Annotated in this window: 22 protein-coding genes and 1 riboswitch; of the genes, 9 read left to right on the forward strand and 13 right to left on the reverse strand. The window is 73.3% G+C overall.

Going from position 1 to position 25,500, the window contains the following annotated elements:
- Positions 1-16 precede the first annotated feature (16 nt).
- A complete protein-coding gene (locus IF09_RS0102655; RefSeq protein WP_030291459.1) occupies positions 17-361 on the reverse strand; it encodes an antibiotic biosynthesis monooxygenase family protein in 345 nt (114 codons plus the stop codon).
- 120 nt (positions 362-481) lie between these two features.
- Between IF09_RS0102655 and IF09_RS0102660 the strand changes: the two genes are divergently transcribed.
- Positions 482-2,500 (forward strand): bifunctional glycosyltransferase 87/phosphatase PAP2 family protein, encoded by a 2,019-nt coding sequence (locus IF09_RS0102660; RefSeq protein ID WP_078613022.1) that lies wholly within the window; start codon positions 482-484, stop codon positions 2,498-2,500.
- Between the two features lie 152 nt (positions 2,501-2,652).
- Here the strand turns inward: IF09_RS0102660 and IF09_RS0102665 are convergent, their stop codons facing one another.
- Both IF09_RS0102665 and IF09_RS0102670 read right to left on the reverse strand, forming a co-directional pair.
- Complete coding sequence (locus IF09_RS0102665; protein ID WP_158709899.1) at positions 2,653-3,036, reverse strand: DUF6193 family natural product biosynthesis protein; 384 nt, start codon at positions 3,034-3,036, stop codon at positions 2,653-2,655.
- A 221-nt stretch (positions 3,037-3,257) separates the two neighbouring features.
- Complete coding sequence (locus IF09_RS0102670; protein WP_030291462.1) at positions 3,258-4,502, reverse strand: cytochrome P450; 1,245 nt, start codon at positions 4,500-4,502, stop codon at positions 3,258-3,260.
- 241 nt (positions 4,503-4,743) lie between these two features.
- On the opposite strand from IF09_RS0102670, the gene IF09_RS0102675 reads away from it, so the two are divergent.
- A complete protein-coding gene (locus tag IF09_RS0102675; RefSeq protein WP_030291463.1) occupies positions 4,744-5,913 on the forward strand; it encodes a steroid 3-ketoacyl-CoA thiolase in 1,170 nt (389 codons plus the stop codon).
- A gap of 122 nt (positions 5,914-6,035) precedes the next feature.
- Here IF09_RS0102675 and IF09_RS0102680 read toward each other — a convergent pair whose 3' ends face one another.
- From IF09_RS0102680 to IF09_RS0102710, 7 genes are all read right to left on the reverse strand, one after another.
- Complete coding sequence (locus IF09_RS0102680; protein WP_030291464.1) at positions 6,036-6,440, reverse strand: transglycosylase SLT domain-containing protein; 405 nt, start codon at positions 6,438-6,440, stop codon at positions 6,036-6,038.
- A 387-nt stretch (positions 6,441-6,827) separates the two neighbouring features.
- Positions 6,828-7,676 carry an ECF transporter S component gene (locus IF09_RS0102685; RefSeq protein WP_030291465.1) on the reverse strand — a complete coding sequence of 283 codons (849 nt, stop codon included), beginning with the start codon at positions 7,674-7,676 and terminating at the stop codon, positions 6,828-6,830.
- A complete protein-coding gene (locus tag IF09_RS42525; protein ID WP_078613023.1) occupies positions 7,673-9,907 on the reverse strand; it encodes an ATP-binding cassette domain-containing protein in 2,235 nt (744 codons plus the stop codon). The genes IF09_RS0102685 and IF09_RS42525 overlap by 4 nt, the downstream gene beginning before the upstream one ends.
- Complete coding sequence (locus tag IF09_RS0102695) at positions 9,904-11,079, reverse strand: cobalt ABC transporter permease (protein WP_030291467.1); 1,176 nt, start codon at positions 11,077-11,079, stop codon at positions 9,904-9,906. Before IF09_RS0102695 ends, IF09_RS42525 begins: the two co-directional genes overlap by 4 nt.
- A gap of 317 nt (positions 11,080-11,396) precedes the next feature.
- Positions 11,397-12,044 carry an SCO2322 family protein gene (locus IF09_RS0102700; RefSeq protein ID WP_030291468.1) on the reverse strand — a complete coding sequence of 216 codons (648 nt, stop codon included), beginning with the start codon at positions 12,042-12,044 and terminating at the stop codon, positions 11,397-11,399.
- The gene (locus IF09_RS0102705; RefSeq protein WP_030291469.1) at positions 12,044-13,282 is read right to left on the reverse strand and encodes a prenyltransferase/squalene oxidase repeat-containing protein; all 1,239 of its coding nucleotides are present in this window, start codon (positions 13,280-13,282) and stop codon (positions 12,044-12,046) included. The genes IF09_RS0102700 and IF09_RS0102705 overlap by 1 nt, the downstream gene beginning before the upstream one ends.
- 136 nt (positions 13,283-13,418) lie before the next feature.
- A riboswitch (cobalamin riboswitch) is annotated at positions 13,419-13,485 on the reverse strand.
- 137 nt (positions 13,486-13,622) lie between these two features.
- A complete protein-coding gene (locus IF09_RS0102710; protein WP_051832036.1) occupies positions 13,623-14,723 on the reverse strand; it encodes an MBL fold metallo-hydrolase in 1,101 nt (366 codons plus the stop codon).
- A gap of 214 nt (positions 14,724-14,937) precedes the next feature.
- On the opposite strand from IF09_RS0102710, the gene IF09_RS0102715 reads away from it, so the two are divergent.
- Both IF09_RS0102715 and IF09_RS0102720 read left to right on the forward strand, forming a co-directional pair.
- Positions 14,938-16,401, forward strand: coding sequence for an aldehyde dehydrogenase (locus IF09_RS0102715; protein ID WP_030291471.1), 1,464 nt, complete (start codon positions 14,938-14,940; stop codon positions 16,399-16,401).
- Between the two features lie 5 nt (positions 16,402-16,406).
- Entirely contained in the window at positions 16,407-16,640 is a 234-nt protein-coding gene (locus IF09_RS0102720; protein WP_030291472.1) for a ferredoxin, read from the forward strand.
- 108 nt (positions 16,641-16,748) lie between these two features.
- Here IF09_RS0102720 and IF09_RS0102725 read toward each other — a convergent pair whose 3' ends face one another.
- A complete protein-coding gene (locus IF09_RS0102725) occupies positions 16,749-17,411 on the reverse strand; it encodes a TetR family transcriptional regulator (RefSeq protein WP_037633780.1) in 663 nt (220 codons plus the stop codon).
- 249 nt (positions 17,412-17,660) lie between these two features.
- Between IF09_RS0102725 and IF09_RS0102730 the strand changes: the two genes are divergently transcribed.
- From IF09_RS0102730 to IF09_RS0102740, 3 genes are read left to right on the forward strand one after another with little or no spacing between them, the layout of a single operon-like run.
- Positions 17,661-18,977, forward strand: a complete 1,317-nt coding sequence (locus tag IF09_RS0102730; protein WP_030291474.1) for a glycosyltransferase family 4 protein — start codon at positions 17,661-17,663, stop codon at positions 18,975-18,977.
- Between the two features lie 58 nt (positions 18,978-19,035).
- A complete protein-coding gene (locus IF09_RS0102735; RefSeq protein ID WP_030291475.1) occupies positions 19,036-19,770 on the forward strand; it encodes a class I SAM-dependent methyltransferase in 735 nt (244 codons plus the stop codon).
- Positions 19,767-20,849 (forward strand): prenyltransferase, encoded by a 1,083-nt coding sequence (locus tag IF09_RS0102740; protein WP_030291476.1) that lies wholly within the window; start codon positions 19,767-19,769, stop codon positions 20,847-20,849. Before IF09_RS0102735 ends, IF09_RS0102740 begins: the two co-directional genes overlap by 4 nt.
- A gap of 88 nt (positions 20,850-20,937) precedes the next feature.
- Here the strand turns inward: IF09_RS0102740 and IF09_RS0102745 are convergent, their stop codons facing one another.
- The gene (locus IF09_RS0102745; RefSeq protein WP_078613024.1) at positions 20,938-21,240 is read right to left on the reverse strand and encodes a hypothetical protein; all 303 of its coding nucleotides are present in this window, start codon (positions 21,238-21,240) and stop codon (positions 20,938-20,940) included.
- Between the two features lie 157 nt (positions 21,241-21,397).
- On the opposite strand from IF09_RS0102745, the gene IF09_RS0102755 reads away from it, so the two are divergent.
- Together IF09_RS0102755 and IF09_RS0102760 are read left to right on the forward strand one after the other, a co-directional pair.
- Positions 21,398-22,105, forward strand: coding sequence for a hypothetical protein (locus IF09_RS0102755; protein ID WP_418953012.1), 708 nt, complete (start codon positions 21,398-21,400; stop codon positions 22,103-22,105).
- An 89-nt stretch (positions 22,106-22,194) separates the two neighbouring features.
- Positions 22,195-22,611: a hypothetical protein gene (locus IF09_RS0102760; RefSeq protein WP_030291479.1), complete on the forward strand. Its 417-nt coding sequence runs from the start codon at positions 22,195-22,197 to the stop codon at positions 22,609-22,611.
- 74 nt (positions 22,612-22,685) lie between these two features.
- On the opposite strand, the gene IF09_RS0102765 is transcribed toward IF09_RS0102760, so the two are convergent.
- Positions 22,686-25,421 (reverse strand): PKD domain-containing protein, encoded by a 2,736-nt coding sequence (locus IF09_RS0102765; RefSeq protein ID WP_030291480.1) that lies wholly within the window; start codon positions 25,419-25,421, stop codon positions 22,686-22,688.
- Between the last annotated feature and the right edge of the window lie 79 nt (positions 25,422-25,500).

Here is a 25,500-nt window from a genome sequence, read left to right on the forward strand (position 1 = left end):
CTAGGGCCGCCCCGCCTCAGCCCTGCGGCTTCGGTGCCGCCTGCTGCACGACCTCGAACGACCACACCGTCGAGCCCGAGGCCGCCGGCTTCGGGCGCTCGCCGGAGCCCGCGCCCCCGCCCGCGCCACCGCCCTGGTGCGCCGCCTTCATGGGCCCCTCCATCCACGCCTGGAAGTCCTCCTCCGACCGCCACCGCGTGTAGACCAGGTACTGGTCCGTCCCCTCCACGGGACGCAGCAGCTCGAACCACTCGAACCCGTCCGAACCCTCCACGGCACCCGCCCGCGAGGCGAAGCGCTGCTCCAGGACTTCCCGCTGCTCGGCGGGCACGGTCAGTGCGTTGATCTTCACGATGCTCATGCCCGCCATCCTAGGGATCCCGTGCGGGATATCGTCCTCCCAGGTAATGAAGCGGTGCATGAAACGCGGCAGCCAGGCGAAGTCAAGGTTGCGGTCAACAGGGCGGGAGGCCGGCGAGGCGTGGCTAACGCGGCGGAGCACAGTGGTGCGAACGGACATGCCGGGGTCATAGGCGGTAGCGGCAGGCTGGGGGCGGCGCGGTTCCTCCTGTGGGCGCTGGCCGGCGTCCTCGCCGTCAGACAGGCCGCCGCAGTGCTGCGCGTGCCACCCGGCGAGTGGCTCAGCGAGTTCCAGCTCACCAGCAGTTTTCCCGGCTCGCTCTACGACGGCGGCCAGTTCACCGGGAGCCCCTTCGCCGGGCTGGTCCTGCGGCCGTTCCTCGGTCTTGCGGCGCCCTCCCTGGAAGTGGCCTGGACCTGCGTGACGCTGCTGTTCGTCGCCGCCGTCGGGCTGGTCGCCGCGCGCGGCCTGCCCGACCCGGTGCCGCGGCGCACCGCGCTGCTCGCCGCGCCCGCGCTGGTCGGCCTGATGATGGTGTCGCTGCCCGTCCGCGCCGCGGCCTCGCCGGGCCAGACCGCCGTCCTGCCCGTGCTGCTGGTGCTGCTGGCCGTGTTCCGGGTGCCCGGCGAGCGCCCGGCCGGGTTCCTCGTCGGGCTCGCCGCCGCGCTCCAGCCGGCCCTGCTGCTGTTCGCGCCGCTGCTGTGGCTCACCGGCCGCCGCCCCACCGCCAAGGCCGCCGCCGTGACGTTCGCCGCGGCCACCGCCCTGTCCTGGGCGGCCCTGCCGCGCGACTCCTGGACGTACTGGGTCCACCATCTGGCCGGCACCGGCCTCGGCGGCGCCCCGGACAGCCTCGCCAACCAGTCCGTGCACGGCGCGCTGCTGCGGCTCGGCCTGAGCGGCCCCCTCGAGATCCTGCTGTACGCCGTGCTCGCGGCCGGGATCGTCTGGGCCGGGCTGCGCCGCGCGGCCCGCTACGCCCGTGACGGCCAGCTGCTGCTCGCCGTGGCCGTCACCGGCTGCGTGGCCGTCGCCGTGGCGCCGACCGGCTGGCGCCACCAGCTGCTGTGGGTGCTGCTCGCGGTGGCCGGCAAGGTCGGCAAGCGGGCCGCGGACCGGCCCGTGTGGCCGGTGGCCGTGGTGCTCGCCATGACGCTGCCCGCCGACGTGCTGCTGCCCAACCTGGCCGCGCTGGCCCCCGTACGGGACAACGTGCTGCTGCTCGCCGCGCTGGCGGCGGCCTGCGCGGTGCCGTTCCTGCCGCGCTCCTCGCCGTACTGGCGCGAGCCCGTCGCCACGGAGTACAGCCGGGCGGCCGCCGCCCGGTGGTCGCGGGTGCCGCTGCTGCCGTTCTGGCGGCGCGTGCTGTCGCGCCCCAACCTGTTGCTGGAGCTGCTGCTGATACGGGTGGGGTACTCGCTGTACTCGCACATCCGGGCCGCCGCGCCGAGCAGTCGAAGCGTCGCCGAAGGGCACGGGAGCCAGATCCACGCCGTCGAGCGGGCGCTGGGCATCGACATCGAGCACGCCGTCAACCACGCCGTCGTGAACCTGCCCTGGCTGGAGAAGTTCTTCGACTTCTACTACACGTCGTTCCACTTCGTGGTGCCGCTGACGATCCTGGCGGTCCTGTACTGGCGCAGGCCGGGCGACTACCGCTGGGCCCGCGCCTCCCTGGGCCTGGCCACCGTCCTCGCGCTCGTCGGCTTCTGGCTGTACCCGCTGGCGCCGCCACGGCTGATGCCCGCGCTCGGCTTCATCGACACCGTGCACGGGCCGCAGGACCTGGCCAATCCGCAGTACGGGGCGATGACCGCGATCTCCAACCAGTACGCGGCGATGCCCTCGTTGCACTTCGGCTGGTCGCTGTGGTGCGGGGTCGTGATCATCACGCTCGCGCCGAAGGGCTGGCAGAAGCTCCTCGGTGCGCTGCACCCGCTGATCACGGTGTGCGCGATCGTCGCCACCGCCAACCACTGGGTGCTCGACGCGGTCGGCGGCGCGGTCGTCATCGGCGCCGGGTTCGGGCTCGTGTACGTACTGTCGGGACCGCGCGGCGCCGCCTTGCCGGCCGGGCTGAGCGTGCCGCGGCCGCGCGAGCCGGAGCGCGTGGGCGCCGCCACCCGCGGCCGGGCCTGAGCGGCCGGGCCTGAGCGGCCGGGCCTGAGGGGCGGATTCCGCAACGCGAAGGGGTGTCGGGGCAGGCCGTGTGCCCGCCCCGGCACCCCTTCGGTGGATCGCCGCGTCCTGTCAGGATCCGCCGTCGGCGGCACCTGCGCCACCCGGGGCGATCAACGGGCCGCCGCCCCGCCCGCGGAGAGCCCCTCCACGACGAGCGCGATGGCGGCCTCGGCGGTGTCGGCCTCGGCGATGACGGTGTTCAGGCTGGGGCTGCGCACCCGGAAGCGGCCGTCGGGCGTGGGCTCGACGGCGGGTGCCTCCACCTCGAAGGGGTGGCGGGCGCGGGAGCTGAACCACAGGGTCCACTGGCGGGTGAACGGGTACAGCCGACGCAGCTGCGGCTGCGCGGCGGCGGCCTCGATGAGGTCGATGACACCGCGGCAGAGCGTCTCGGGCCCGCCGCGCTCCTGGATCAGCCGCCACGTCGTGGGCAGCCGCTGCCAGCGGGCATCCACCCGGTGAGCGGTGTCTGTATCGGCAGCGTGAAGGTTCATCCGCGCAGTGTGACGCTCCGCCGGTCTCAGGACAATGGTCCGGAAGTCAACAATCCGGCATACGTGCGCCCCTGAAGCGCCCCATTCGCACGCTGGGCGCGCCCCCGGCGTGCGTTCCCTGGCGTGTGCTCCCCGGCGGCGTTCCGGCGGACGGCAGGGGCCGGGGACGTGGGAGGAGCGACCCCTGCCGCCGTGTAACCGGTACGGCCACGGACACGCGCTCAACCGTGGCTGACCCGGAGCTCCTTGATTCCGTTGAGCCAGGCGGCGCGCAGCCGACGCGGTTCCTCGCCGGTCAGCCGCAGGGCGGGCAGGGTGTCGGCGAGCGCGTTGAAGATCAGGTCGATCTCCATGATGGCCAGGGACTTGCCGAGGCAGAAGTGCGGGCCGCCGCCGCCGAAGCCGAGGTGCGGGTTCGGGTCGCGGGTGATGTCGAAGCGCTCGGGGTCGGTGAAGACCTCGGGGTCGTGGTTGGCGGAGGAGTAGAACAGCCCCACCCGGTCGCCCGCCTCGATCTTCTGGCCGCCCAGCTCGGTGTCCTGGGTGGCGGTGCGCTGGAAGGACACCACCGGGGTGGCCCAGCGGACGATCTCCTCGGCGGCCGTCGCCGGCCGGGTCGCCTTGTACAGCTCCCACTGGTCGGGGTGGGTCAGGAAGGCGTGCATGCCGTGGCTGATGGCGTTGCGCGTGGTCTCGTTGCCGGCGACCGCCAGGAGCAGTACGAAGAAGCCGAACTCGTCGGAGCCGAGGTTGCCCTGGCCCTCGGCCGCCACCAGCTGCGTGACGATGTCCTTGGCCGGGCACTCCTTGCGGGCGGCGGACAGGTTCATGGCGTAGCCGATGAGCTCCATCGCCGCGTTGGAGCCGACCTCCTCGGTGATCGCGTACTCGGGGTCGTCGTACGCGATCATCTTGTTCGACCAGTCGAAGATGCGCAGGCGGTCCTCCTGCGGTACGCCGATCAGTTCGGCGATCGCCTGCAGCGGGAGCTCGCACGCGACCTGCGTGACGAAGTCGAAGCTGCCGTCCGCCGAGGCCTCCAGCGCCTTCGCGACGATCTTCCGGGCCCGGTCGCGCAGGGCCCCCTCCAGGCCGCGGATGGCCCGCGGGGTGAAACCGCGCTGCACGATCTGGCGTACGCGGGTGTGTTCCGGCGGGTCCATGTTCAGCATGATCAGGCGCTGGGCATCTATCTGCTCGCGCTGGATGTGCTCGTTGAAGCGGATGATCGCCGTATTGGTGGTGGAGGAGAACAACTCCGGGTGCGTGGATACGTACTTGACGTCCGCGTGCCGGGTCACGACCCAGTAGCCCTCGTCGTCGAAGCCGGTGATGCCGCGCTGCTGGGGGCACCACCACACGGGGGCGGTCTGCCGCAGCTGTGCGAACTCGGGGAAGGGGACCCGGTCCTGGAGGAGGTCGGGGTCGGTGGCGTCGAAGCCTTCGGGCAGCGCGGGACAGGGCATCGGGCGACTCCAAAGTCTGACGGCCCATCAGAAGTTGGCTCGAAGGTAGTAACGAGTTCCAGAAGTGACAAGGGTCCTCGCGCCAACTGTTGCGTGTGGAATCCGTGTAAGGCGCGTGCAAGACCCTTGCGTGCCGGGCCTCCGGGTCATAAGACTGCGAGGAGAACTAGAACGCGTACTAGTTCGGGCGGGGCGCCGGGACGGCCCGCCGCGTCGGCACAGTGCAGGAGAGGACGAGCTCATGGCCGCGGAACCCGTCATCGTCGAAGCCGTACGCACCCCCATCGGCAAGCGCGGGGGCGCGCTCGCCAACCTCCATCCCGCCTACCTCCTCGGCGAGACGTACCGCGAGCTCCTCGCCCGGACCGGAATCCAGCCCGACTGCGTCGAGCAGATCGTCGGCGGCACCGTGACCCATGCCGGCGAGCAGTCCATGAACCCGGCGCGCAACGCCTGGCTCGCCATGGGCCTGCCGTACGAGACCGCCGCGACCACCGTGGACTGCCAGTGCGGCAGCTCCCAGCAGGCCAACCACATGGTCGCCAACATGATCTCCGGCGGTGTCATGGACATCGGCATCGCCTGCGGCGTCGAGGCGATGAGCCGCGTGCCGCTGGGCTCCGGCTCCAAGCACGGCCCCGGCAAGCCCTTCCCGGACGAGTGGAACGTCGACCTCCCGAACCAGTTCGAAGCCGCCGAGCGCATCGCCCGCCACCGGGGCCTGAGCCGCGAGGACGTCGACCGGCTCGGCCTGCTCTCCCAGGAGCGGGCCGCCACCGCATGGGCCGAGGAGCGGTTCAAGCGGGAGACCTTCGCCGTCCAGGTCCCGACGACGGAGGAGGAGCAGCGCGCCGGGCAGGGCATGTGGCGGCTGGTCGACCGCGACGAGGGGCTGCGCGACACCAGTATGGAGGCGCTGGCCCGGCTCAAGCCGGTCATGCCGACCGCCGTGCACACCGCCGGGAACTCCTCGCAGATATCCGACGGGGCCGCCGCCGTGATGTGGGCCTCACGGAAGATGGCCCGCGCGCTCAAGCTCAGGCCGCGCGCCCGGATCGTCGCCCAGACCCTGGTCGGCGCCGACCCGCACTACCACCTCGACGGGCCGATCGACGCGACGCGGGCCGTGCTCGGCAAGGCCGGGATGTCGCTCAAGGACATCGACCTGGTCGAGATCAACGAGGCCTTCGCCTCCGTCGTCCTCAGCTGGGCCCAGGTCTTCGAACAGGACCTGGAGAAGGTCAACGTCAACGGCGGCGGCATCGCGCTCGGCCACCCCGTCGGCGCGACCGGGGCCCGGCTGATCACCACCGCGCTGCACGAGCTCGAGCGCCGCGACAAGGAATTCGCGCTGATCACCATGTGCGCGGGCGGCGCGCTGGCGACCGGGACGATCATCCAGCGGCTGTGAGCGGGCGCGGCGTCCACTGAACCCTGTGGGATGGGAAACAGAAGGCCCCGGCGGCCGGACCTGGGGAGGTCCGGCCACCGGGGCCTTCGCACTGCTCGTGCAGCCGAGCGCTCACTGGTGGCTTAGTACCAGTGGTTGGCCTGCCAGAAGTTCCACGCGCCGACCGGGCTGCCGTAGCGGGAGTTCATGTAGTCCAGGCCCCACTTGATCTGGGTGGCCGGGTTGGTCTTCCAGTCGGCACCCGCGGAGGCCATCTTCGAGCCCGGCAGGGCCTGGGCCAGGCCGTACGCACCCGAGGAGGCGTTCGTGGCGGTGTGGTCCCAGCCGCTCTCATGGGAAATGATCTTGTCGAAGGCGGCGAACTGGGCCGGGTCCTTGATCATCTGGTGTGCGATCGCCTTGGCGCTCGTCGGGGCCGCCTGAGCGGGAACCGTGGCGAGCATGGAGCCGGCGACGCCCAGGGCGACGATGGAGCCGGCGAGGGTCTTCTTGGAGGCGGCGATGCGGCGGATGACAGCGTTGGACACGGATGAACCTTCCGAAGGGGACAGGGCGGTCGCGGGCATGCCGAGGACATGCGTGAGCCACTCACGCGGAGGAGAGGGGTTCGTCGGGCGGGGGGCGAAGGCCCCGGCCGCCGTAGCGACAACACCAGTTAGCCAGGTCCCGGAGGCTCTGGCAACGACCCCGATTACTAGCCGCCCTCGCAGCCGGGGGCGTCGGGGCGTGGGGCGCCTTCGCCCTTGTTCGTGCAGGTGGAGGGCCGGTTTCCGGGGGGCGGGAAGGGCCTGCGGGGACTACTAATGCGCGCCGTATGTGACGTGGGTCCTGTGGGGCGGGTCACCGGGAAACGGCCTGAATGTCACCGAATGTGTTCATTCGTTACGCGAAATGGGGTGTGCGCGGGGCCACTTTCAACCCGAACCGAAGGAAACGGGTGCCTCGAACGCCGCTTTCCGCACCGCCCGCCGCAGCGCCTTCAGCAGCGTGCCGCCGATCGCGAGGGTCAGTACGACGGTCAGCGCGGCCCGGCCCAGGTCCCAGCCGAGCGAGGTCGCCGCGCAGTACGCGAGGAAGCGGGCCAGGTTGGCGCCGACCGGGTCCCCCGGGTGGAACGAGATGCCCTGGCCCATGCCCTGCAGGAGCACCCAGCCCTGCAGGTTCATGAGCGTGCCGTACGCGAACGAGGCCACGAAGCCGTACGCCGCCAGCATCAGCAGCTCCGCCCGGCCCCGGAGCCTCCCCCAGGCTCTCCGCTTCGCTCGATCAGGGGGGACCCCCATCGCGCCGGGCAGCAGCCCGGCGCCCAGCGCGAACCAGCCCATCGCCAGCATCTGGAACGGCATCCACGGCCCGACCCCGCCCGTGAGCAGGGCGGAGGCGAACATCGTGACCGAGCCGAGGACGAAGCCGAAGCCGGGGCCGAGGACGCGGCCGCTGAGCACCATCAGGAAGAACATCGGCTCGAGGCCGGCCGTGCCGGCGCCCAGCGGCCGCAGGGCGGCCCCGACCGCGGCGAGTACGCCGAGCATGGCCACCGCCTTGGCGTCCATGCCCTGGTCGGCGATGGTCGCGACGACTACGGCGACGAGGAGGGGGAGCAGCGCCGCGAAGAGCCAGGGGGCGTCCTGGGAGTGGGCCAGGCCGGACTGGCGGTCGGCGAGGAGGGGCCAGGCGAAGGCCGCGATGCCGATGAGGGTGACGAGGAGCAGGGCGGCGGCGGCACGGGGGCCGATGCGGAGGGGGCGGGCGGGGTGGGTCATGGGGCGGCCTCTGCCTGTGTCTGCGTCTGTGTCTCTGTCCCTGGCCCTGTCGCTGCCGTTGACCCTGCCTTATCTGCGGCCTCGGCTGCGGCCAGGGCTTTCGCGACCTGGGTCACCGTGAGCCAGTGGCCCGGGGCCAGGATTTTGGCCACTTGGGGGGCGAAGGCCGGGGACGACACGACGACCTCGGCGGTCGGGCCGTCCGCGACGATCTCACCGCCGGCCACGATCACCACCCGGTGGGCCAGCTCGGCGGCGAGCTCCACGTCGTGGGTGGCCAGGACGATCGCGTGCCCGTCGGCGGCGAGGCCCCGGAGGATCTCGATCAGGCGGGCCTTGGCGGCGTAGTCCAGACCGCGGGTGGGCTCGTCGAGCAGGAGCAGCGCGGGACGGCCGGTGAGTACGAGGGCCAGCGCCAGGGCCAGGCGCTGGCCCTCGGAGAGGTCGCGGGGATGGGTGTCGTCGGGGACATCCGGGAGCAGGGCGCGGACGAGGTCCCGGCAGGTGCCGGGGGCCGCGCCGGCGTCGGCGTCGGCGGCGGAGCACTCGGCGGCCACGGTGTCGGCGTAGAGGAGGTCGCGGGGTTCCTGCGGGACGAGGCCGACGCGGCGGACCATCTCCTGCGGGGCGGTGCGGTGGGGGGTGCGGCCGGCGACGGTCACGGTGCCGGTGGTGGGGGCGAGCGTGCCGATGAGGGTGGCCAGGAGGGTGGACTTGCCGGCGCCGTTGCGGCCCATGAGGGCGATGGTCTCGCCGGGGGCCACGGAGAAGTCGATGCCGTGGAGCACTTCGGCGCGGCCGCGGCGGAGCGAGAGGGCGGTTGCCTTGGCCACTGGCTCCGCCGGGGTGCCGCTGCCGCTTCGCGTGCCTGTGCCTGTGCCAGTGCCGGCTCCGGCCGCGGTCGGGGTCGCGCTGCCGGTTCCGATTCCGGTTCCGGTACCGGTGGCGGGGCCGGTCCCCGTCGCGGGGCTGCGGGCAGGCTCACTCCGGCGGAGCAGGCGCGCCAAGAGGCCGGGGCGGGGGACGGGGCCGCTGCGCGGGGCTTCTTCCCCACCCCGCCCCTTCCCGCTGCACTGCGTCATGCGGCTCCGCCGCGTGACGGGGGCTCCGCCCCCGGACCCCCGCGCCTCAAACGCCGGCGGGGCTGGATGGTGCGGCGGAGCCGGGTTGCCCGGCGGGAGCGGGGATCCCGGCTGGGCCGCGGAGGGGTGCGGGGTGGGCGATGCCGGGCGGGTCGGGGTGGGCGGTGAAGCCGGGGGTGCCTGCGGGGCCGAGGTGGGCGATTGAGCCGGGGTGCCCGCCGGGACCGGGGATCCCGGCTGGGCCGAGGTGGGCGGTTGAGGCGGAGTGCCCGGCGGGAGCGGGGACACCGGCTGGGCCGCGGTCGAGTGGTGGGGCAGGGGGGCCGGGGTTGCCAGGGCCAGGCGGGAGAGGAGAGAGGGGGACCGGCGGCGGGCGTCGCGGATCGAGAGGGGGAGGGGGGACCAGTTCGCCAGGCGGCCCAGGGCCACCACCGGAGGGTGGACCGGGGAGACGGCCATGATCTCGGACGGGCTGCCCAGGACCGGCGCCGCGCCCGGGGCCGGGAGGAGGAGGACCCGGTCCGCGTACTGGACCACCCGCTCCAGGCGGTGCTCCGCCATCAGGACCGTCGTGCCCAGGTCGTGGACCAGGCGCTGGAGGACCGCCAGGACCTCCTCGGCGGCCGCCGGGTCCAGCGCCGACGTGGGCTCGTCCAGGACCAGGACCTTCGGGTGCGGGGTCAGGACCGAGCCGATCGCGACCCGCTGCTGCTGGCCGCCGGAGAGGGTGGCGATGGGGCGGTCGCGCAGCTCGTTCAGGCCCAGCAGGTCCAGGGTCTCCTCGACCCGTCGGCGCATGACGGCCGGGGCCAGGCCCAGGGACTCCATGCCGTAGGCGAGCTCGTCCTCGACCACGTCCGTCACGAAGTGCGCGAGCGGGTCCTGGCCGACCGTGCCCACGACGTCGGCGAGTTCGCGCGGCCTGTGGGTGCGGGTGTCGCGGCCGGCGACGGTGACGCGGCCCCGCAGCGTGCCCCCGGTGAAATGCGGGACCAGGCCGGAGACCGCACCCAGGAGGGTCGACTTGCCGACGCCCGACGGGCCGACCAGGAGCGTGAGCTCGCCCTCCGGGATCACCAGGTCGGCATCGCGGAGGGTGGGCTGCGCGGCGCCGTCGTACGTGACCGACACCTGCTCGAAGCGGATCACTGCGATGCCTCCTTCGGAGGTACGGGCGCCACGAAGGCGGGGAGCAGGCCGATCAGGATCGCGGCTGCCGGCCACAGCGGGAGCGTGGGGGTGACCAAGGGGACTACGCCGGGGAGGAGGGCGTCCGGGTCGACGGCCGCGGCGCGGATCAGGACGGCCGCGACGGCCGCGCCCGACCCGGCGACCAGCCACGCGCGCCACCCCCAGCGGTCGGGCCGGTAGCGGGTCCGGATGCTGCGCCGGCCGCCGAGGCGCAGCCCCGCGAGCGCCAGGGCGAGGCCGATGAACAGGACCGGCAGCCCGTACCCGGCGCCCTCGGCGGCCAGCAGCCCGTACGTGCCCGCGCACATGCCGAGCAGACCGCCGAGGGTGAGGACGTTGGTGGTGTGCCGGACGGCGGGCGGGACCTGCGCGGTACGGCCGTAGCCGCGGGCGTCCATCGAGGCGGCGACGGCGACGGAGCGTTCGAGGGCGCCCTCCAGGACGGGCAGGCCGATCTGGAGGACCGCCTTGACGCCGCCGGTGGGGCGGCCGCGCAGGCGGCGGGCGGTCCGCAGGCGGGCGACGTCGGCGACCATGTTCGGCGCGAAGGTCATGGCGACGACGACGGCGACGCCGGCCTCGTAGAGGGCGGCCGGGAGGGATTTCAGCAGCCGGGCCGGGTTGGCGAGGGCGTTCGCGGCGCCGACGCAGACGAGGAGGGCGGCCAGCTTGGCGCCGTCGTAGAAGGCGAAGACGAGCTGCTCGGCGGTGACGCGGCCGCCGATGCGGATGCCCTGGGCCGCCCACGCGGGCAGCGGCACCTCGGGGAGGGTGAGCAGGACGTGCGCGCCGGGGATCGGGGAGCCGAGCAGCACGGAGAACAGGAGACGGATCCCTATGACGAAGACGCCGAGCTTGAGGAAGGCGGTGTACGAACGGGCCCAGGGGGCGGAGGTCCGGCGCGCGGCCACGACGTAGCCGGCCACGCCGACGATCAGGCCGAGGAGAAGGGGATTGGTGGTGCGGGAGGCGGCCGTGGCGAGGCCGAGCGCCCAGAGCCACCACGCCCCCGCGTGCAGGGCGTTCCCCCGACGGGCCTGCGGCGCGGCCAAGCGGCGGACCCGGCTCTTCTCGTACGTCGGCCACGACCCGGCGTCGCCCGCCCCGGCGGGTCCGGGCCCGGCCGGGATCGAGCCGTCGTCTGCGGGCCGGCGGGTCCGCCCCGCACCGCCCGAGCGGAGCGGACTGCGCGTGCGGGCACCCCCGACAGCGGCCGCGGCCGCGAGGCCGTCCTGCGCCGTGCGCCGGGCGCCGGCGGAAGCCGTCGGCCGCGGATGCTCGGCAGGGCCGGCCTCCAGGGGCCGCGACCCCGCCCGAGCCACCCGCCCGGTCGCCTCCGGCTGTGCCGGGTGGGGGCTTCGGGTGGAGTCGTCCCCCGCGGGGCGCGGGGTGGCGGCCGGGGTGGGTTGCGGCTGTGCCGGGTGGGGGAGCTCCGCGGGGGTGGGGGTCATCGGTTGCGGCGGCGGGATTGCCAGACTGCGGCCGCCGCAAGGGCGGCCACCGCCGCCAGGCCGGCCAGGAGGCCCGTCGACGGGCCTCCGTCCTTGGGCGCTGCGTGCGTCGGCTCGGGTGCTGCGTCGGCGATCTGTTCACCGCAGCCCTGCTTCGGGTAGCCCGACACCGCGCACAGCAGCGCCGCGCTGTTGTAGCGGAGCGGCTTGGAGACCTCCGCCAGGGCCTCGGCCGCCGTGGCGTCCGGGGCGACCTGGGCGCAGGCCGTGCGCGGGGTGTCCTGCGGCGGGGCGTCGCCCGCCGGGGCGTCCGCCGGGACACCGAAGTCGACGACCACGGCGATCCGCTTGCGGCCCTCCACGGCCGGAGCGGCTGCGCAGACCGACGCGAAGTCGGCCGCAGCGCGCGGCTTCGCCGCCTCGGCCGCCGCGTCCTGACTCACCGCGAAGCGGAAGCCCAGGGCCGATCCGTCCGCCGGGCGGGCCGTCGAGGGGCCCTGCGTGGCGTACTGCCACTGGCCTCCCGTGCCCTCCCAGAACGACCAGTAGCGGTAGCCCGCCGCCGGCGCGGGGGAGGCCGCCAGCAGCGTGAGGACGATGCCGAACGCGAGGGCCAGCGGGGTGGTCGGGCTGCGGCGGCGCATCAGAGCTGGTTCTTCTTCCGGCGGCCGCTGAGGAGGACGCCGATGCCCATGCCGGCCGCCAGGCCCGCGCCCACGATCCACCACACGTTCTGGTCGGAGGACTTCGACTCCTCCTTGGGCTTCGGCGCCGGCGACTCGCCCGTCTTCGGGGCCGGGCCCGTTGCGTTCAGGGCCGTCACCAGGTCCGTGCCGCCGAAGGACTTCGGGTCCGTGCCCGTCGCGTGTGCGGCCAGCACCAGGGTGCCGAGCGCCGCCGGGCTGCCCTGGGCCCACTGCGCCGAGTTGGCCTTCAGCCACTCCAGCGCGCCCGCCGCCGACTGCTTGTGCCCGGCCGCGGCCAGGGCGATCACCGCGTCGGCGGTGTTGCCGGTGTCCGCGGTCGGCTGGTCGGCGCCGGGGGTGACGGCCGTGAGGTGGCCGTCCTTCTTCAGCGTCTCGGCCAGGTGGCCGGCCGCGCCCTGGGCGGCGGCCGCCGGGTCGGTGGCGCCCGCCGGGCAGGCGAGCGGGACGGCCGGGGTGTCCGTCGCGGCAGGTGCCACGACCGCCCCCTGGCCGAGGCCGGCCAGGACCGCGGCGGCCGTGGCGTCGGCGTTGGCCGGGAGCTTGCCGTCGGCCGGCTGGTACCCGAAGGCGCCCCGGTCGGCGGCCGGCTCGGCGGCGCAGCCCAGCTGGAAGGCGAGCAGGCCCTCGTACGCGGACTTGCCCGCCTTCGACTTCACCTCGGCCGGCTTCTCTCCCGCCACGGCCAGCGCGCTGATCACGAGGGAGGTGGAGTTGCCCTCGCTGGGGGTGCCGGGCACGAAGGCCCAGCCGCCGTCCTCGTTCTGGACGGACTTCAGCCAGTCCACGCCCTTCTTCACCGCCGCGTCCTGGCCGCCCAGCGCCTTCAGCGCCTGCACGGCCATCGCGGTGGCGTTCGTGTCGAACATCGTTTTGTCGTCGCAGGCGGCGCCCGCGTCCGCGCGGAAGGAGGCGAAGCCGCCGTTCGCGCACTGCTGGCCGGCGAGCCAGGCAACGGCCTCCTCGGCCGGCTTGACGCCGACCGTCTGCTGGGCCAGCAGCGCGAAGGACTGGCGCCACACGCCGTCGTACGTCGGGTCGTTCTTGCCGTACAGCCCGGACGGGATCACGGGGGCCGGCGGGGCGGAGGGGGAGGGCGCGGCGAGGGCTGCGGGGGCGGCGCCCACGCAGAGCACGGCGGAGGCGGCGAGCGCGGCGGCGCTGCGGCGGACGTTCATGGGGGCGGGTGCCTCTCGTGCTGGGGAGCAGGAGGCAGGCGCGCACAAGGCACCGGGCTCCGGCTCCGTTTACCTCGACGGTGCCGGCCGCCGGGGGCTCCGGCGGCTCGAGCCGCGCACCTCGCGTACGGGGCGGTCCGACTTCCCGCCCGGCGGGGCCCGGGCGGGTCACGGTTGCGGGTCAGCGCCGGAATCGCACCGGCTTCTTCCCGTACGGAAGGGTGGACGACGGGGTTACTGTACCGGCCCGTAGCAGTCCGGAAGGGTGGCGTCGGGGCGTAGCGCCCCTTACCGACGGACTGCCGGGGCAGGCGGGGCAGGCGGGCCGGCGGGGCCGACGTCACAGCGCGCGGTACGTGACCGGGTCGCTGCCCGGGACCGCCTCGGCCCTGCCCTGCTTCACCAGCCGCCGCAGATGGGCCTCCGCCTCCGAGACGGCGATGTTGCGGGAGCCGTACGGGATCTGCGCCCAGGGCCTGTTCCACTCCATGCGCTCCGCCAGCCCCCACGGGGTCAGCGGCTCCGCCAGCAGTTCCCACAGCCCGGTCAGCCGCTCCTCGTGGTGGCGCAGCAGCTCGCGGACCCGGGCCGGGGCGTCGGTGAAGGCGTGCTGGTGGGCCGGGAGCACCTCGGCGGGGTCGAGGCGGCCGATCCGCTCGAGGGAGTCGAGGTAGTCGCCGAGCGGGTCGGTGACCCGGGTGTCCTCCGGGGCCTCGTAGAGGCCGATGTGCGGGGAGATCCCGGGCAGGAGGTGGTCCCCGGAGAAGAGGCGGCCGTTGCCGGGGAGGTTCGCCGGGTGTCGTTCCTCCAGGTGCAGGCAGACGTGGCCGGGGGTGTGCCCCGGGGTCCAGATGGCGCGCAGCCGCCGCCCGGCGAGGGGGAGCAGCTCGCCGGGGACGATCTCCCGGTCGGGGACGGCGGCCGACAGGCCGGGCAGGGTGCGGATGCGGCCGCTCGCACGGGCGGCCCGCAGGGGGGCGATGTGCTCCTCGGGGGCTCCGGCGGTGGCCAGCTTCTCGCCCATGTAGTCGAACCAGACGGCGGGCTCGGCGGAGCGGGTCCGTACGACGACCTCGGTGTCGGCGGCGTGCATGGCGATCCAGGCGCCGGAGGCCTCGCGGACCCGGCCGGACAGGCCGTGGTGGTCGGGGTGGTGGTGGGTGATGACCACGCCGTGGACGTCGGCGATCGCGATGCCGAGGGCGCCGAGGCCGGAGACGAGGGTGTCCCAGGACGCGGGGTCGTCCCAGCCGGTGTCGACGAGGACGGGGCCGCGGTCGGTGTCGAGGACGTGGACGAGGGTGTGGCCGAGCGGGTTGTCGGGGATCGGCACCTTGATGCCGTGGACGCCGCCGCCGTGATCGGTGACGTGCGGGGTGACGGGGGGCGTGGCCCCGGGTCCGGTCAGCGGCGTGTCCTGCGGCGGGGTGTCCTGCGGCATGGGGGCTCCCTGTCTGCGCCCGGCCGCGCCTGCGCCGCCCGGCTCACTCTCACGAGAACGTGTTGCAGTAGTCGCCCAAGTCGACCATCTGCGGCCCGTTCTGACTAGCCGTAACCCTTCGCTGGACCTTCCGGGCTGTTCCGTCCTGGCCGTGGACTCCTAGAACTAGAACTGGTATCAGTTCGGGAAAGCCAAGCCGCAGGAGGCAGCAGCCATGACCGAGCTCGTGGAACACGGACACCTGTTCATCGGCGGGGAGTGGACGGATCCGCTGGGCACCGACACGATCGAGATCGTCTCCCCCCACACCGAGCAGGTCATCGGCAGTGTCCCGCACGCCTCCCGCGCGGACGTGGACCGTGCCGTCGCCGTCGCCCGCCGGGCCTTCGACGAGGGCCCCTGGCCCCGCATGTCCCTGGACGAGCGGATCGCCGTGGTCACCCGGATCAAGGACGCGATCGCCGTCCGGCACGAGGAGATCGCCCGGTCGATCAGCTCCCAGAACGGTTCGCCGTACTCCTGGAGCGTCCTCGCTCAGGCGCTCGGCCCGATGATGGTCTACGACGCCGCGATCCAGGTCGCGCGCGCCTACCCGTACGAGGAGCACCGCCAGGGCGTGCTCGGGCCGATCCTGGTGCGCCGGGAGCCGGTGGGCGTGGTCGCGGCCGTCATACCGTGGAACGTGCCGCAGTTCGTGGCCGCCGCCAAGCTCGCGCCGGCGCTGCTGACGGGCTCGACGGTGATCCTGAAGCCGTCCCCCGAGTCGCCGCTGGACTCGTACATCCTCGCCGACATCGCGCGGGAGGCCGGGCTGCCGGAGGGTGTGCTGTCGATCCTGCCCGCCGGCCGGGAGGTCAGCGAGTACCTGGTCGGCCACCCCGGCGTCGACAAGGTGGCGTTCACCGGCTCGGTCGCCGCCGGCAAGCGGGTGATGGAGGTCGCCGCCCGCAACCTGAGCCGGGTCACGCTCGAACTCGGCGGCAAGTCCGCCGCCGTGATCCTGCCGGACGCCGACCTCGAGTCCACCATCGCGGGGATCGTCCCGGCGGCCTGGATGAACAACGGGCAGGCCTGCGTGGCCCAGACCCGCGTGCTCGCGCCGCGCAGCCGGTACGAGGAGGTCGCCGAGGCGCTCGCGGCCGCGGCGGGCGCGCTGGTGGTCGGCGACCCGCTGGACCCGGCGACGCAGCTCGGGCCGCTGGTGGCCAGGCGGCAGCAGCAGCGGTCGCTGGACTACATCCGGATCGGCCAGGAGGAGGGTGCGAAGGTCCTGGCGGGCGGAGGCCGCCCGGCCGGGCTGGAGCAGGGCTGGTACGTGGAGCCGACGCTGTTCGGGGACGTGGACAACTCGATGAGGATCGCCCGCGAGGAGATCTTCGGGCCGGTCGTCTGCCTGATCCCGTACGGGGACGAGGCGGAGGCGGTGCGGGTCGCCAACGATTCGGAGTTCGGACTGAGCGGCAGCGTCTGGACGGGGGACGTCGAGCACGGCATCGGCTTCGCCCGGCAGGTGCGGACGGGCACGTTCAACGTGAACACCTTCAGCCTGGACATGCTGGGGCCGTTCGGCGGCTACAAGAACAGCGGTGTGGGGCGGGAGTTCGGGCCCGAGGGGCTCGGAGAGTACCTGGAGCACAAGATGATCCACCTGCCGGCGGGCTACGCGGCGGGTGCGTGAGCGCCATGGGTGACCGCTGGACGGTGGAGGTGGACCGGGGGGTCTGCATCGGCTCGGGGATGTGCGTGAACCACGCGCCGGAGGGCTTCGCCCTGGACTCGGCGCGCCAGTCCCATCCCCGGGACCCGGAGACGGACGCGAACGAGCCGGTCCTGACGGCGGCGGAGGGCTGCCCGGTGGAGGCCATCATGATCACCCTGGCAGCCACCGGCGAGGCGGTGTTCCCCCCGGAGGAATGACAACCGGAGGAGCGCCGGACGGCGGCCCCGGAGGCGGCGGAGACCGGCCGCCGCCGGGCCGCTGCGTGCATGCGTGCGTGCGCGCGTGCGTGCATGCGTACGGCGGGATCAGGCCTTTCGGGTGGTACCGGAGGTCGCGGCGGCCCCGCCGGCCGCCGACGGGGCCGTCATGTCGATCAGGCGGCAGACCGTCTCGATGTCGATCTTGACCTGGGCGATCGAGGCGCGGCCCGAGAGCCAGGTGATCAGCGCCGAGTGCCAGGTGTGCTCGATCACCCGGACGGCGGAGAGCTGCTCCGCCGTCGGCGGGGCGTCCAGGTCCATCGCGTCCAGGATGATCGCCGTGGTCAGCCGGGACACCGTGTCCACCTCGGGGCTCACGCTCCGGTCCGCGAACGTCAGGGCGCGGACCATCGCATCGGCGAGCTGCGGCTCCCGCTGCAGCGCGCGGAAGGCCCGCATCAGCGTTTCCGCGACCCGGGCCGCCGGGTCCTCGCCCGCCGGGGGACGTTTGCGGAGCGTCGTGTGCATGTGCTGGAGCTGGTCCTGCATCGTCGCGACGAGCAGGTGCACCTTGGACGGGAAGTACCGGTACAGGGTGCCCAGCGCGACCCCGGCCGCCTCCGCGACCTCCCGCATCTGGACGGCGTCGAAACCGCCCCGGCTGGCCAGCTGGGCGCTGGCGTGCAGGATCCGGCGGCGGCGCGCCTCCTGGCGCTCCGTCAGGGGAGGGGACGCCGTCGTGGCGACGGCTTTCGCATCCGCTGTCATCTGTCCCGTTCCATGGCGTTCCGTGTCGTTGCGGTGCTGACTTCCGGGCTGTTCAGATCGCGATCTGCACGTGATCGACAGCCAGCATCTCAGGCGCCGAAGCCGTGGCGCGAATCACCTGCTCCGCCTCTTACGGTGGGGTTTCCGGCCGGTAGATTCAATGGTCTTCGACGGATCAAGTCTGAAACTTGTTCTACATTATGCGAGCGGTTACGCTCCGGCGAAAGTGCAGGGAGAAGGGGGCCGAGAGTGACCGCTGAGGCCATGGTGACGAGCCCTTTCGCGGGTTCCGCCACCGACGGCGACCGCCCGTTGCGCATCGCACTCCTCACCTATAAGGGGAACCCGTTCTGCGGCGGCCAGGGCGTCTACGTCCGGCACCTCTCGCGGGAGCTCGTGAGGCTGGGGCACTCCGTCGAGGTCATCGGCGCGCAGCCGTACCCGGTCCTCGACACCGGCGCCACGCTCACGGAGCTGCCGAGCCTCGACCTGTACCGCCACCCCGACCCGTTCCGCACCCCGAAGCGCGACGAGTACCGGGACTGGATCGACGCGCTCGAGGTCGCCACCATGTGGACCGGCGGATTCCCCGAGCCGCTGACCTTCTCGCTGCGGGCCCGGCGCCACCTCGCCGCCCGCGCGGGCGAGTTCGACGTCATCCACGACAACCAGACGCTCGGCTACGGTCTGCTGGCCGACCTCGGCGCGCCGCTGGTCACCACCATCCACCACCCCATCACCGTGGACCGGCAGCTCGACCTCGATGCCGCCAAGGACCGCAAGAAGCGGCTCTCCGTCCGCCGCTGGTACGGCTTCACGCGGATGCAGGGGCGCGTCGCCCGCCGGCTGCCCTCCGTGCTGACCGTCTCCGGATCCTCCAAGCAGGAGATCGCCGAGCACCTGGGCGTCCGCAACGAGCGCGTCCACGTCGTCCACATCGGCGCCGACACCGACCTGTGGTCGCCCGACGCGTCCGTCGCCGAGGTGCCGGGGCGCATCGTCACCACTTCCAGCGCCGACGTCCCGCTCAAGGGCCTCGTCCACCTCGTCGAGGCGCTCGCCAAGCTGCGGACCGAACAGCCCGACGCCCACCTCGTGGTCGTCGGCAAGCGCGCCGAGCAGGGTCCGGTCGCCCGCGCGATCGACTCGTACGGGCTCCAGGACGCGGTCCGCTTCGTCAAGGGCATCACCGACGCCGAGCTCGTCGACCTGGTGCGCAGCGCACAGGTCGCCTGCGTGCCGTCGCTGTACGAGGGCTTCTCGCTGCCCGCCGCCGAGGCCATGGCCACCGGCACCCCGCTGGTCGCCACCACCGGCGGCGCGATCCCCGAGGTAGCGGGCCCCGACGGCGAAACCTGCCTCGCGGTGCCGCCGGGCGACGCGGGCGCGCTGGCCGCAGCGCTGGGCCGGCTGCTGGGCGATGCGCCGCTGCGGGCCCGCCTCGGCGCCGCCGGACGCGAGCGGGTGCTGGCCCGGTTCACCTGGGCCAGAGCCGCCGAGGGCACCGCCGCGCACTACCGCGCCGCCATCGAGCAGGCAGCCGGCCGCGCCCGCCGCGCGCGGTGACCTTCCGCCTTTTCCACACCACCCCCGATCACCCCCGCGACCGCGAAGGCAGGACCCCGTGCTGACCGTCGATTTCTCCCGGTTCCCGCTCGCCGCAGGCGACCGTGTGCTCGATCTGGGCTGCGGCGCCGGCCGGCACGCCTTCGAGTGCTACCGGCGCGGCGCCCAGGTGGTCGCAGTCGACCGCAACGGCGAGGAGATCCGCGAGGTCGCCAAGTGGTTCGCCGCCATGAAGGAGGCCGGCGAAGCCCCGGCCGGCGCCACCGCCACCGCCATGGAGGGCGACGCGCTGGCCCTGCCCTTCCCCGACGAGTCCTTCGACGTCGTCATCATCTCCGAGGTGATGGAGCACATCCCCGACGACAAGGGCGTGCTCGCCGAGATGGTCCGCGTCCTCAAGCCGGGCGGCCGCATCGCCATCACCGTGCCGCGCTACGGCCCGGAGAAGATCTGCTGGGCGCTCTCCGACGCGTACCACGAGGTCGAGGGCGGCCACATCCGCATCTACAAGGCCGACGAGCTGCTCGGCAAGATGAAGGCCGCCGGCCTCAAGCCCTACGGCACGCACCACGCCCACGGACTGCACTCCCCGTACTGGTGGCTCAAGTGCGCCTTCGGCGTCGACAACGACCAGGCGCTGCCGGTGAAGGCGTACCACAAGCTGCTGGTCTGGGACATCATGAAGAAGCCGCTGGCCACACGGCTCGCGGAGCAGGCGCTCAACCCGCTCATCGGCAAGAGCTTCGTGGCGTACGCGACGAAGCCCCACCTGCCCGTCGGCGCAGCGAAGTGAGCTCGCCGGGGCGCACCGAACGCCTGGTCCTGGACGGGGTGCTGACCGCCGAGGAGGCCGCCGGGACGGTGGCCGGCATCCTCGCCGCGCAGCGTTCCGACGGGGCCATCCCGTGGTTCCGCGGACACCACCTCGACCCGTGGGACCACACCGAGGCCGCGATGGCGCTGGACGCGGCGGGCGAGCACGAGGCGGCGGAGCGGGCCTACGACTGGCTGGCCCGGCACCAGAACGCCGACGGCTCCTGGTACGCGGCGTACGCCGACCGGCCGGAGGGGGTGGACACCGCCGAGCCGCAGGACGCGAGCCTGGAGAGCAACTTCGTCGCGTACATAGCCGTCGGGGTCTGGCACCACTACCTGGCCACCGGCGACGACCCGTTCCTGGACCGCATGTGGCCCGTCGTCTACGCGGCGACCGAGTTCGTGCTCGGGCTCCAGCAGCCGGGCGGCGAGATCGGCTGGAAGCGGGAGGCCGACGGCACGGCCGTCAAGGACGCCCTGCTCACCGGCTCCTCCTCGATCCACCAGGCGCTGCGGTGCGCACTGGCGATCGCCGAACACCGCGAGGAGCCGCAGCCGGACTGGGAACTGGCGGCCGGGGCCCTCGGGCACGCGATCCGGCGGCACCCGGAGCGGTTCCTGGACAAGTCCCGCTACTCGATGGACTGGTACTACCCGGTGCTGGGCGGCGCCCTCACCGGCGCCGACGCCAAGGCGCGGATCGAGGAGCGCTGGGACGAGTTCGTCGTCCCGGACCTCGGGGTGCGCTGCGTCCTGCCGAACCCGTGGGTGACGGGCGGGGAGTCCTGCGAGCTCGCCCTGGCCCTGTGGGCGACGGGCGAGTCGGACCGGGCGCTGGACATCCTGCGCTCCATCACGCACCTGCGCGCCGACAACGGCATGTACTGGACGGGCTACGTCTTCGAGGACAAGGCGGTGTGGCCGGTCGAGCAGACGACCTGGACGGCCGGGTCGCTGCTGCTGGCCGTGGCCGCGCTGGGCGGCGACGAGGCCACCGGGGCGGTGTTCGGGGGGCTGGAGCTGCCGTCCGGACTCGAGCCGGACTGCTGCCGGTAGGCCGCGCTGCCCGCTCCGCACTGCGCGCTGCGGGCAAGGAAGGGGCAGGCCACCGCGGACGGAGGCCTGCCCGTACGGGAACTCGCGGTCACAGCCGGTAGAGCCGGCCCGCGACGAGGTGGCCGATGACGAGGTACGCCACCGCCGCCACGCCGTAGCCCACCACCACCTGGACCCATTCCCGGTCGAAGGTGAACAGGTCGTAGGACCAGCCGGCCAGCCAGGTGGCGGCGTCGTGGACGAACTCCACGAGGCCGTTGCCCCGGTTGGCGTCGAGGAAATACAGCAGGATCCACAAGGCGATCACGAAGGCCAGCACGTCCGCCACCGCGGCGACGACCCGGCCGGCCTGAACGCCTCCGCGTGCGTGTACTCGGGTGTGTGTGCGCATGCTGCGCGTCTTGCCCCGGCCGGGCGGAGCAAACCCGAACGGGTCCCCCAAGTGGCGGATCACCGGGGCCCGGGTGACTCTGCGGGAGACACCTCACTCCCCGGAGGCCAACGTGTCCCAACCCAGCGTGTCCACAACCAGCGTGTCCATAACCGGCGTGTCCATAACCGGCGGCTCCCTGCGCAGCGTGTCCCTGCCCAGGACCTCCCGGCTGCGCCGCGCCGTCACGGCACTGCTCGTGTCCACGGCGCTGGTCGCAGGAGGAACCGCGTGCAGCAGCAGCGACGCCGGCGGCAGCAGGGGCCAGCGCGAGACCGTGCCCGTGTCCGTGGCCGCGCAGCAGGCGGTCGCCGACGAGGCGCTCGCCGCGCAGGTGCTCGCCGCAGAGGCGGTTGCCGCGCAGGGCACCGACGAGGCACTCGCCGCCGAGCCCACGCCCAGCACCACCGCGGAGAAACAGAAGTTCGCCAAGACCCGGTTCGTCGCCAACGCGGGGCTCGCGGCCGGGGCGACGTACCAGTGGATCATCAAGCCGTACCGCGCGGGCAAGTTCAAGAAGGGCGCCAAGGGCCGTACGTTCGCGCTCATCAAGGCGGGCCTCGCGGGCGCCTTCGCGTACAACCGGCTGAAGGCGGCGGCGAACAACGCCAAGGGCGACCCGCTGCTGTCGAAGGCCGTGGCCCCGCTGACGGCCGGCATCGAATCCCTCAAGGGCCTGGGCACCAAGCTGCGCAAGGGCGATGCGGGCGATGCGGACATCAGCTCCTTCGAGGGCGTCATCGGCGGCGTCAAGGACGCCGGCAAGAGCGCGGGCGCCCCGGTGACCGACCAGGTCCCGAGCGCCTCCCAGCTCAGCGGTGGATAGACCTCCGGATCCCGGCGGCGGGCCGGACGGGCAGCGTCGCCCGTCCGGCCTGCCGCTCTGCCCTTCCGGCTGCCTGCTTCAATGGGCGGATGACCGAGTTCCTGGCCCTCGCGGCCGCCGCCGCCGGCGTCGGGTGGCTCGTCCGGCGCAGGCACCGGCAGCGGGTCGCCGCCGGGCTGCCGGACGGGATCCCGTGCATGGCCCGGCACCCGGCCGGCGCGGGCCGCTGGCGGATGGGCCGGGTGTTCCCCGGCCCCGGCGGGGCCCGTTGGGTGCCCCGGCGCGGTGAGCCCGTAGCGCTGTCCGCCGGCCGGGCCACCGGGGTGCGGGCGCCGTCCGTGAAGGAGGGCATGTCCATCAACCCCGGATCGCGGATCGTGACCTGTACGTACGGGACCGGCGAGCGCGGCGGGAGCATCGAGATCGCCGTCATGCCGCTGGACCTGCGCGAACTGCTGGATGCCGTGCCGCAGGACGCCCCGGACGTCGACACCCCCTCCTCCTGACACGCCGGAGCCCCGGTCACCGCGGTGTGCGCGGTGGCCGGGGCTCCGGTGTGCTGCGGGCGCTGCGGGCGAGGTCAGCCCTGGGTGAAGTAGCCGAACAGGTCGGTGATCACGTGGTTGCCGCCGCCGTAGCTGTTCCAGACGGTGACGCGGCCTTCGGCCACCGGGGTGGTGACGTGGTTGGGCACGGTCTCCCCGGGACGGGTGTTGAGGCTGCTGGCCTCGGGGCGCGTGCCGCCGTGTCCGTACACGGTGAGGAAGCCGGGGCCGGTGGTGTCGGTGGCGGTGACGTTCAGGGCCGCACCGATCGCGTTCGCCGGTATCCCGGCGACGGTGGCCGTCGCGCCGGGGGCCAGCTTCCCGGTGCTGCGGGTGTCGGCGAGGCGCTGCGGGACGACGGGGGTGAAGAGGGCCTTGCCGTCCTGGGCGTAGTAGCCGACCGCGTCCAGCACCAGGTGGGTGGAGCCGGTGTTGGTGTAGAGGGTGATGGTGCCGTTCGGGCCGACGGGCACGATGGCCTGGTTGGACTTGTCCTTGCCGGGTTCGAGGTTGAGGTTCGAGGTGGCCGGGCGCCTGGTCGGGTCCACGTACGCGATGACGTGGGCGTTCTCGGTCGCGCCGGTGCCGGTGAGGTTGAGGGCGACGGCCGTGGCGTCGGCGGGGATCCCGCCCACGCCCGCGACCTTCACCGTACGGGCCTGTCCGCCGGCCAGGGCGCCGCCCGCGGTGCGGGTGTCGACGACGCGGGTCGGGGCGAGCGGGGTGAACCGCTGCCCGGTGTTCGGCTGGTAGTGGCCGACGTAGTCCACGACGAGCGCGGCCTTGCCGGAGTTGAGCTGCGCGGAGATCTTGCCGTCGGCGCCGACGGGCACGGTGACGGTGTTGGAGGAGGTGCCGCCCGCCTTGACGTTGACGTTCGAGGTCACCGGGCGGGGCTGGCCCGAGGGCCAGACGCTGAGGTGGGTGTCCTCGGTGGCACCGGTGACGGTCACGTTCAGGACCACGGCGGACGCGCCGGCCGTGTGGTGCGGGCCGGAGCTGTAGTAGTGGACGGGAACGTCGATCGGGGTGGCGGTACCGCCCTGGACGGGGGCGCCGGTCGTACGGGTGTCCAGGACGCGGGCCGGGAGGACCGCGACGTAGCCGGCCGGGGTGTAGGCGACCTGCACCGTCCGCTCGGCGGTGGAGGTGGCGCCCTTGATGTCCGTGAGCGTCACGGTCACCTTGTACGTGCCGGGCTGCTTGTAGGCGTGCTGGACCGGGTCCGGCGTGATGCCGGTGTCCTTCGCGCCGTCGCCGTAGTCCACGTCCATCCGCGCGATCGGCCACGGGGCGGTGGCGCTCTGCGGGTCGACCTCGACGGACAGCGGCGTCACGAGCCGGTTCGGGTCGCTCGCGCTCGGCAGGTACGGCTGCGCGGTGAAGGCCGTGGCCAGCGGCGAGGCCGGGGTCACCTTGATCGACTGCTGGCGGAAGGCCTCCTTCCCCACGGCGGTGATCGCCTTCACCTGGACCGTGCACGCGCAGGGCGACTGGTAGACGTGCTCGGCGGTGGCCGCCTTGGTGACGACCGGAGCCGTCCCGTCCCCGAAGTCGTAGCGGTAGGTGAGCGTTCCGGGCCAGTTGTTGTCCGCCACCGCCTTCACCTGGACGGTGGTGCCGACCGGGGCCCAGTTCTGGGCGATCTCCAGCTGGACGCCGCGTACTTCGTCCTGGGACTCGTGGGCGCCGCGGTCGATGAACCCGCCGTCCTTGCCCGTGTTGGGCACCCGCGGGTCGTCCGTCGTGGGATAGCCGCTGTAGTCGGTGGGCAGGACGCCCGGCGCCGTCGGGTCGCCGGAGTCGACGGTGGGGGAACGCTCCCACGGGCCGACGTCCGAGCCCGTCGGGGTCAGAATGTCGTGCGCGCCCTGGCCGGTCGCGGCCTGGAGCGCCGCCGAGGTGGTGTGGACGACCTCGGCCCACTTGTAGGGGACCACCCCGTCCGCCGGGAAGCCGGCCAGCAGGTTGTAGTCGGCCCGGGTGCCGGTCACGGAGTCCTGCCCCACCAGGATGCCGCTGCGGGGACCGGAGTTGATGCACGACTTGGGGGTGCTGGTGTGGATCAGGTTGTTGAAGGCCCCGGAACCGGTGGAAGCGCTGCGGAAGGAGACGGCCGCATCACAGCTGAGGTAGAGGGTGTTGTTCGTGACGATGGTGCCCGGGCCCCAGACCGCGTCGACCGCCGCCGTGATGCCGCCGCGGATCTGGTTGCGGCTCAGCACGGTGCCCCGGGAGCCGCCCTCGATCCGGACGGGGGAGAGCAGGTAGCTCCTGCTCACGCGCACGTCGGCACTGTCCCATCCGATGACGACGGAGGCGGGGTCGGTCGTCGAGAAGCTGGTGATCCGGTCCAGCTCGATGTCGGTGGAACGGCTGACCTGGACCCCTCCGGGGGAACTCAGCCCGCGCACCACCACATGGGAGGCGCCTTGGATCTTGAGGCCCTTGACCCGGGCGAGGCTGCCGGTGTTCGGTCCGGCGACGATGGAAATCGGCTTGCCCGGCTCCCCGGAGCGGTCGACGGTGACCGCTTCGTCGTACGCCTTGGACGCGAGGACCCGCACGGTCTGGCCGGGCTGCACGACCTTGGTGGCCGCCGAGATCGTGCAGAACGGAGTGCCCTCGGAACCGGGTCCGGTATCGGAGCAGCCAAGGGAGGAGTTGTCCACGTAGAGCGTGGAAGGGGTGTCGGCCGCGGCGGCGGCCGGCATCCCGAGGAAGGTGACCAGGCCCGCGGTCAGCAGGGCGGTCGCACGAGTGGGACGCAACAGGGAGTTCCTTCAAGCAGAGGACGGGCGGCGGCGATCATCATCTACTTTCGGTCAGTCCCTGTCACATCCGATTTCC

Origin of the sequence: Streptomyces katrae, from assembly GCF_000717655.1 — a bacterium.
In the GTDB taxonomy this organism is placed as follows: Bacteria; Actinomycetota; Actinomycetes; order Streptomycetales; family Streptomycetaceae; genus Streptomyces; species Streptomyces katrae_B.

Bases quoted from the DNA above. Each gene is read 5' to 3' on its own strand.
- IF09_RS0102655 (WP_030291459.1), bottom strand. From the start codon at position 361: ATGAGCATCGTGAAGATCAACGCACTGACCGTGCCCGCCGAGCAGCGG.
- IF09_RS0102665 (WP_158709899.1), bottom strand. From the start codon at position 3,036: ATGAACCTTCACGCTGCCGATACAGACACCGCTCACCGGGTGGATGCC.
- IF09_RS0102670 (WP_030291462.1), bottom strand. From the start codon at position 4,502: ATGCCCTGTCCCGCGCTGCCCGAAGGCTTCGACGCCACCGACCCCGAC.
- IF09_RS0102675 (WP_030291463.1), top strand. From the start codon at position 4,744: ATGGCCGCGGAACCCGTCATCGTCGAAGCCGTACGCACCCCCATCGGC.
- IF09_RS0102685 (WP_030291465.1), bottom strand. From the start codon at position 7,676: ATGACCCACCCCGCCCGCCCCCTCCGCATCGGCCCCCGTGCCGCCGCC.
- IF09_RS0102700 (WP_030291468.1), bottom strand. From the start codon at position 12,044: ATGCGCCGCCGCAGCCCGACCACCCCGCTGGCCCTCGCGTTCGGCATC.
- IF09_RS0102705 (WP_030291469.1), bottom strand. From the start codon at position 13,282: ATGAACGTCCGCCGCAGCGCCGCCGCGCTCGCCGCCTCCGCCGTGCTC.
- IF09_RS0102710 (WP_051832036.1), bottom strand. From the start codon at position 14,723: ATGCCGCAGGACACCCCGCCGCAGGACACGCCGCTGACCGGACCCGGG.
- IF09_RS0102715 (WP_030291471.1), top strand. From the start codon at position 14,938: ATGACCGAGCTCGTGGAACACGGACACCTGTTCATCGGCGGGGAGTGG.
- IF09_RS0102720 (WP_030291472.1), top strand. From the start codon at position 16,407: ATGGGTGACCGCTGGACGGTGGAGGTGGACCGGGGGGTCTGCATCGGC.
- IF09_RS0102725 (WP_037633780.1), bottom strand. From the start codon at position 17,411: ATGACAGCGGATGCGAAAGCCGTCGCCACGACGGCGTCCCCTCCCCTG.
- IF09_RS0102745 (WP_078613024.1), bottom strand. From the start codon at position 21,240: ATGCGCACACACACCCGAGTACACGCACGCGGAGGCGTTCAGGCCGGC.
- IF09_RS0102760 (WP_030291479.1), top strand. From the start codon at position 22,195: ATGACCGAGTTCCTGGCCCTCGCGGCCGCCGCCGCCGGCGTCGGGTGG.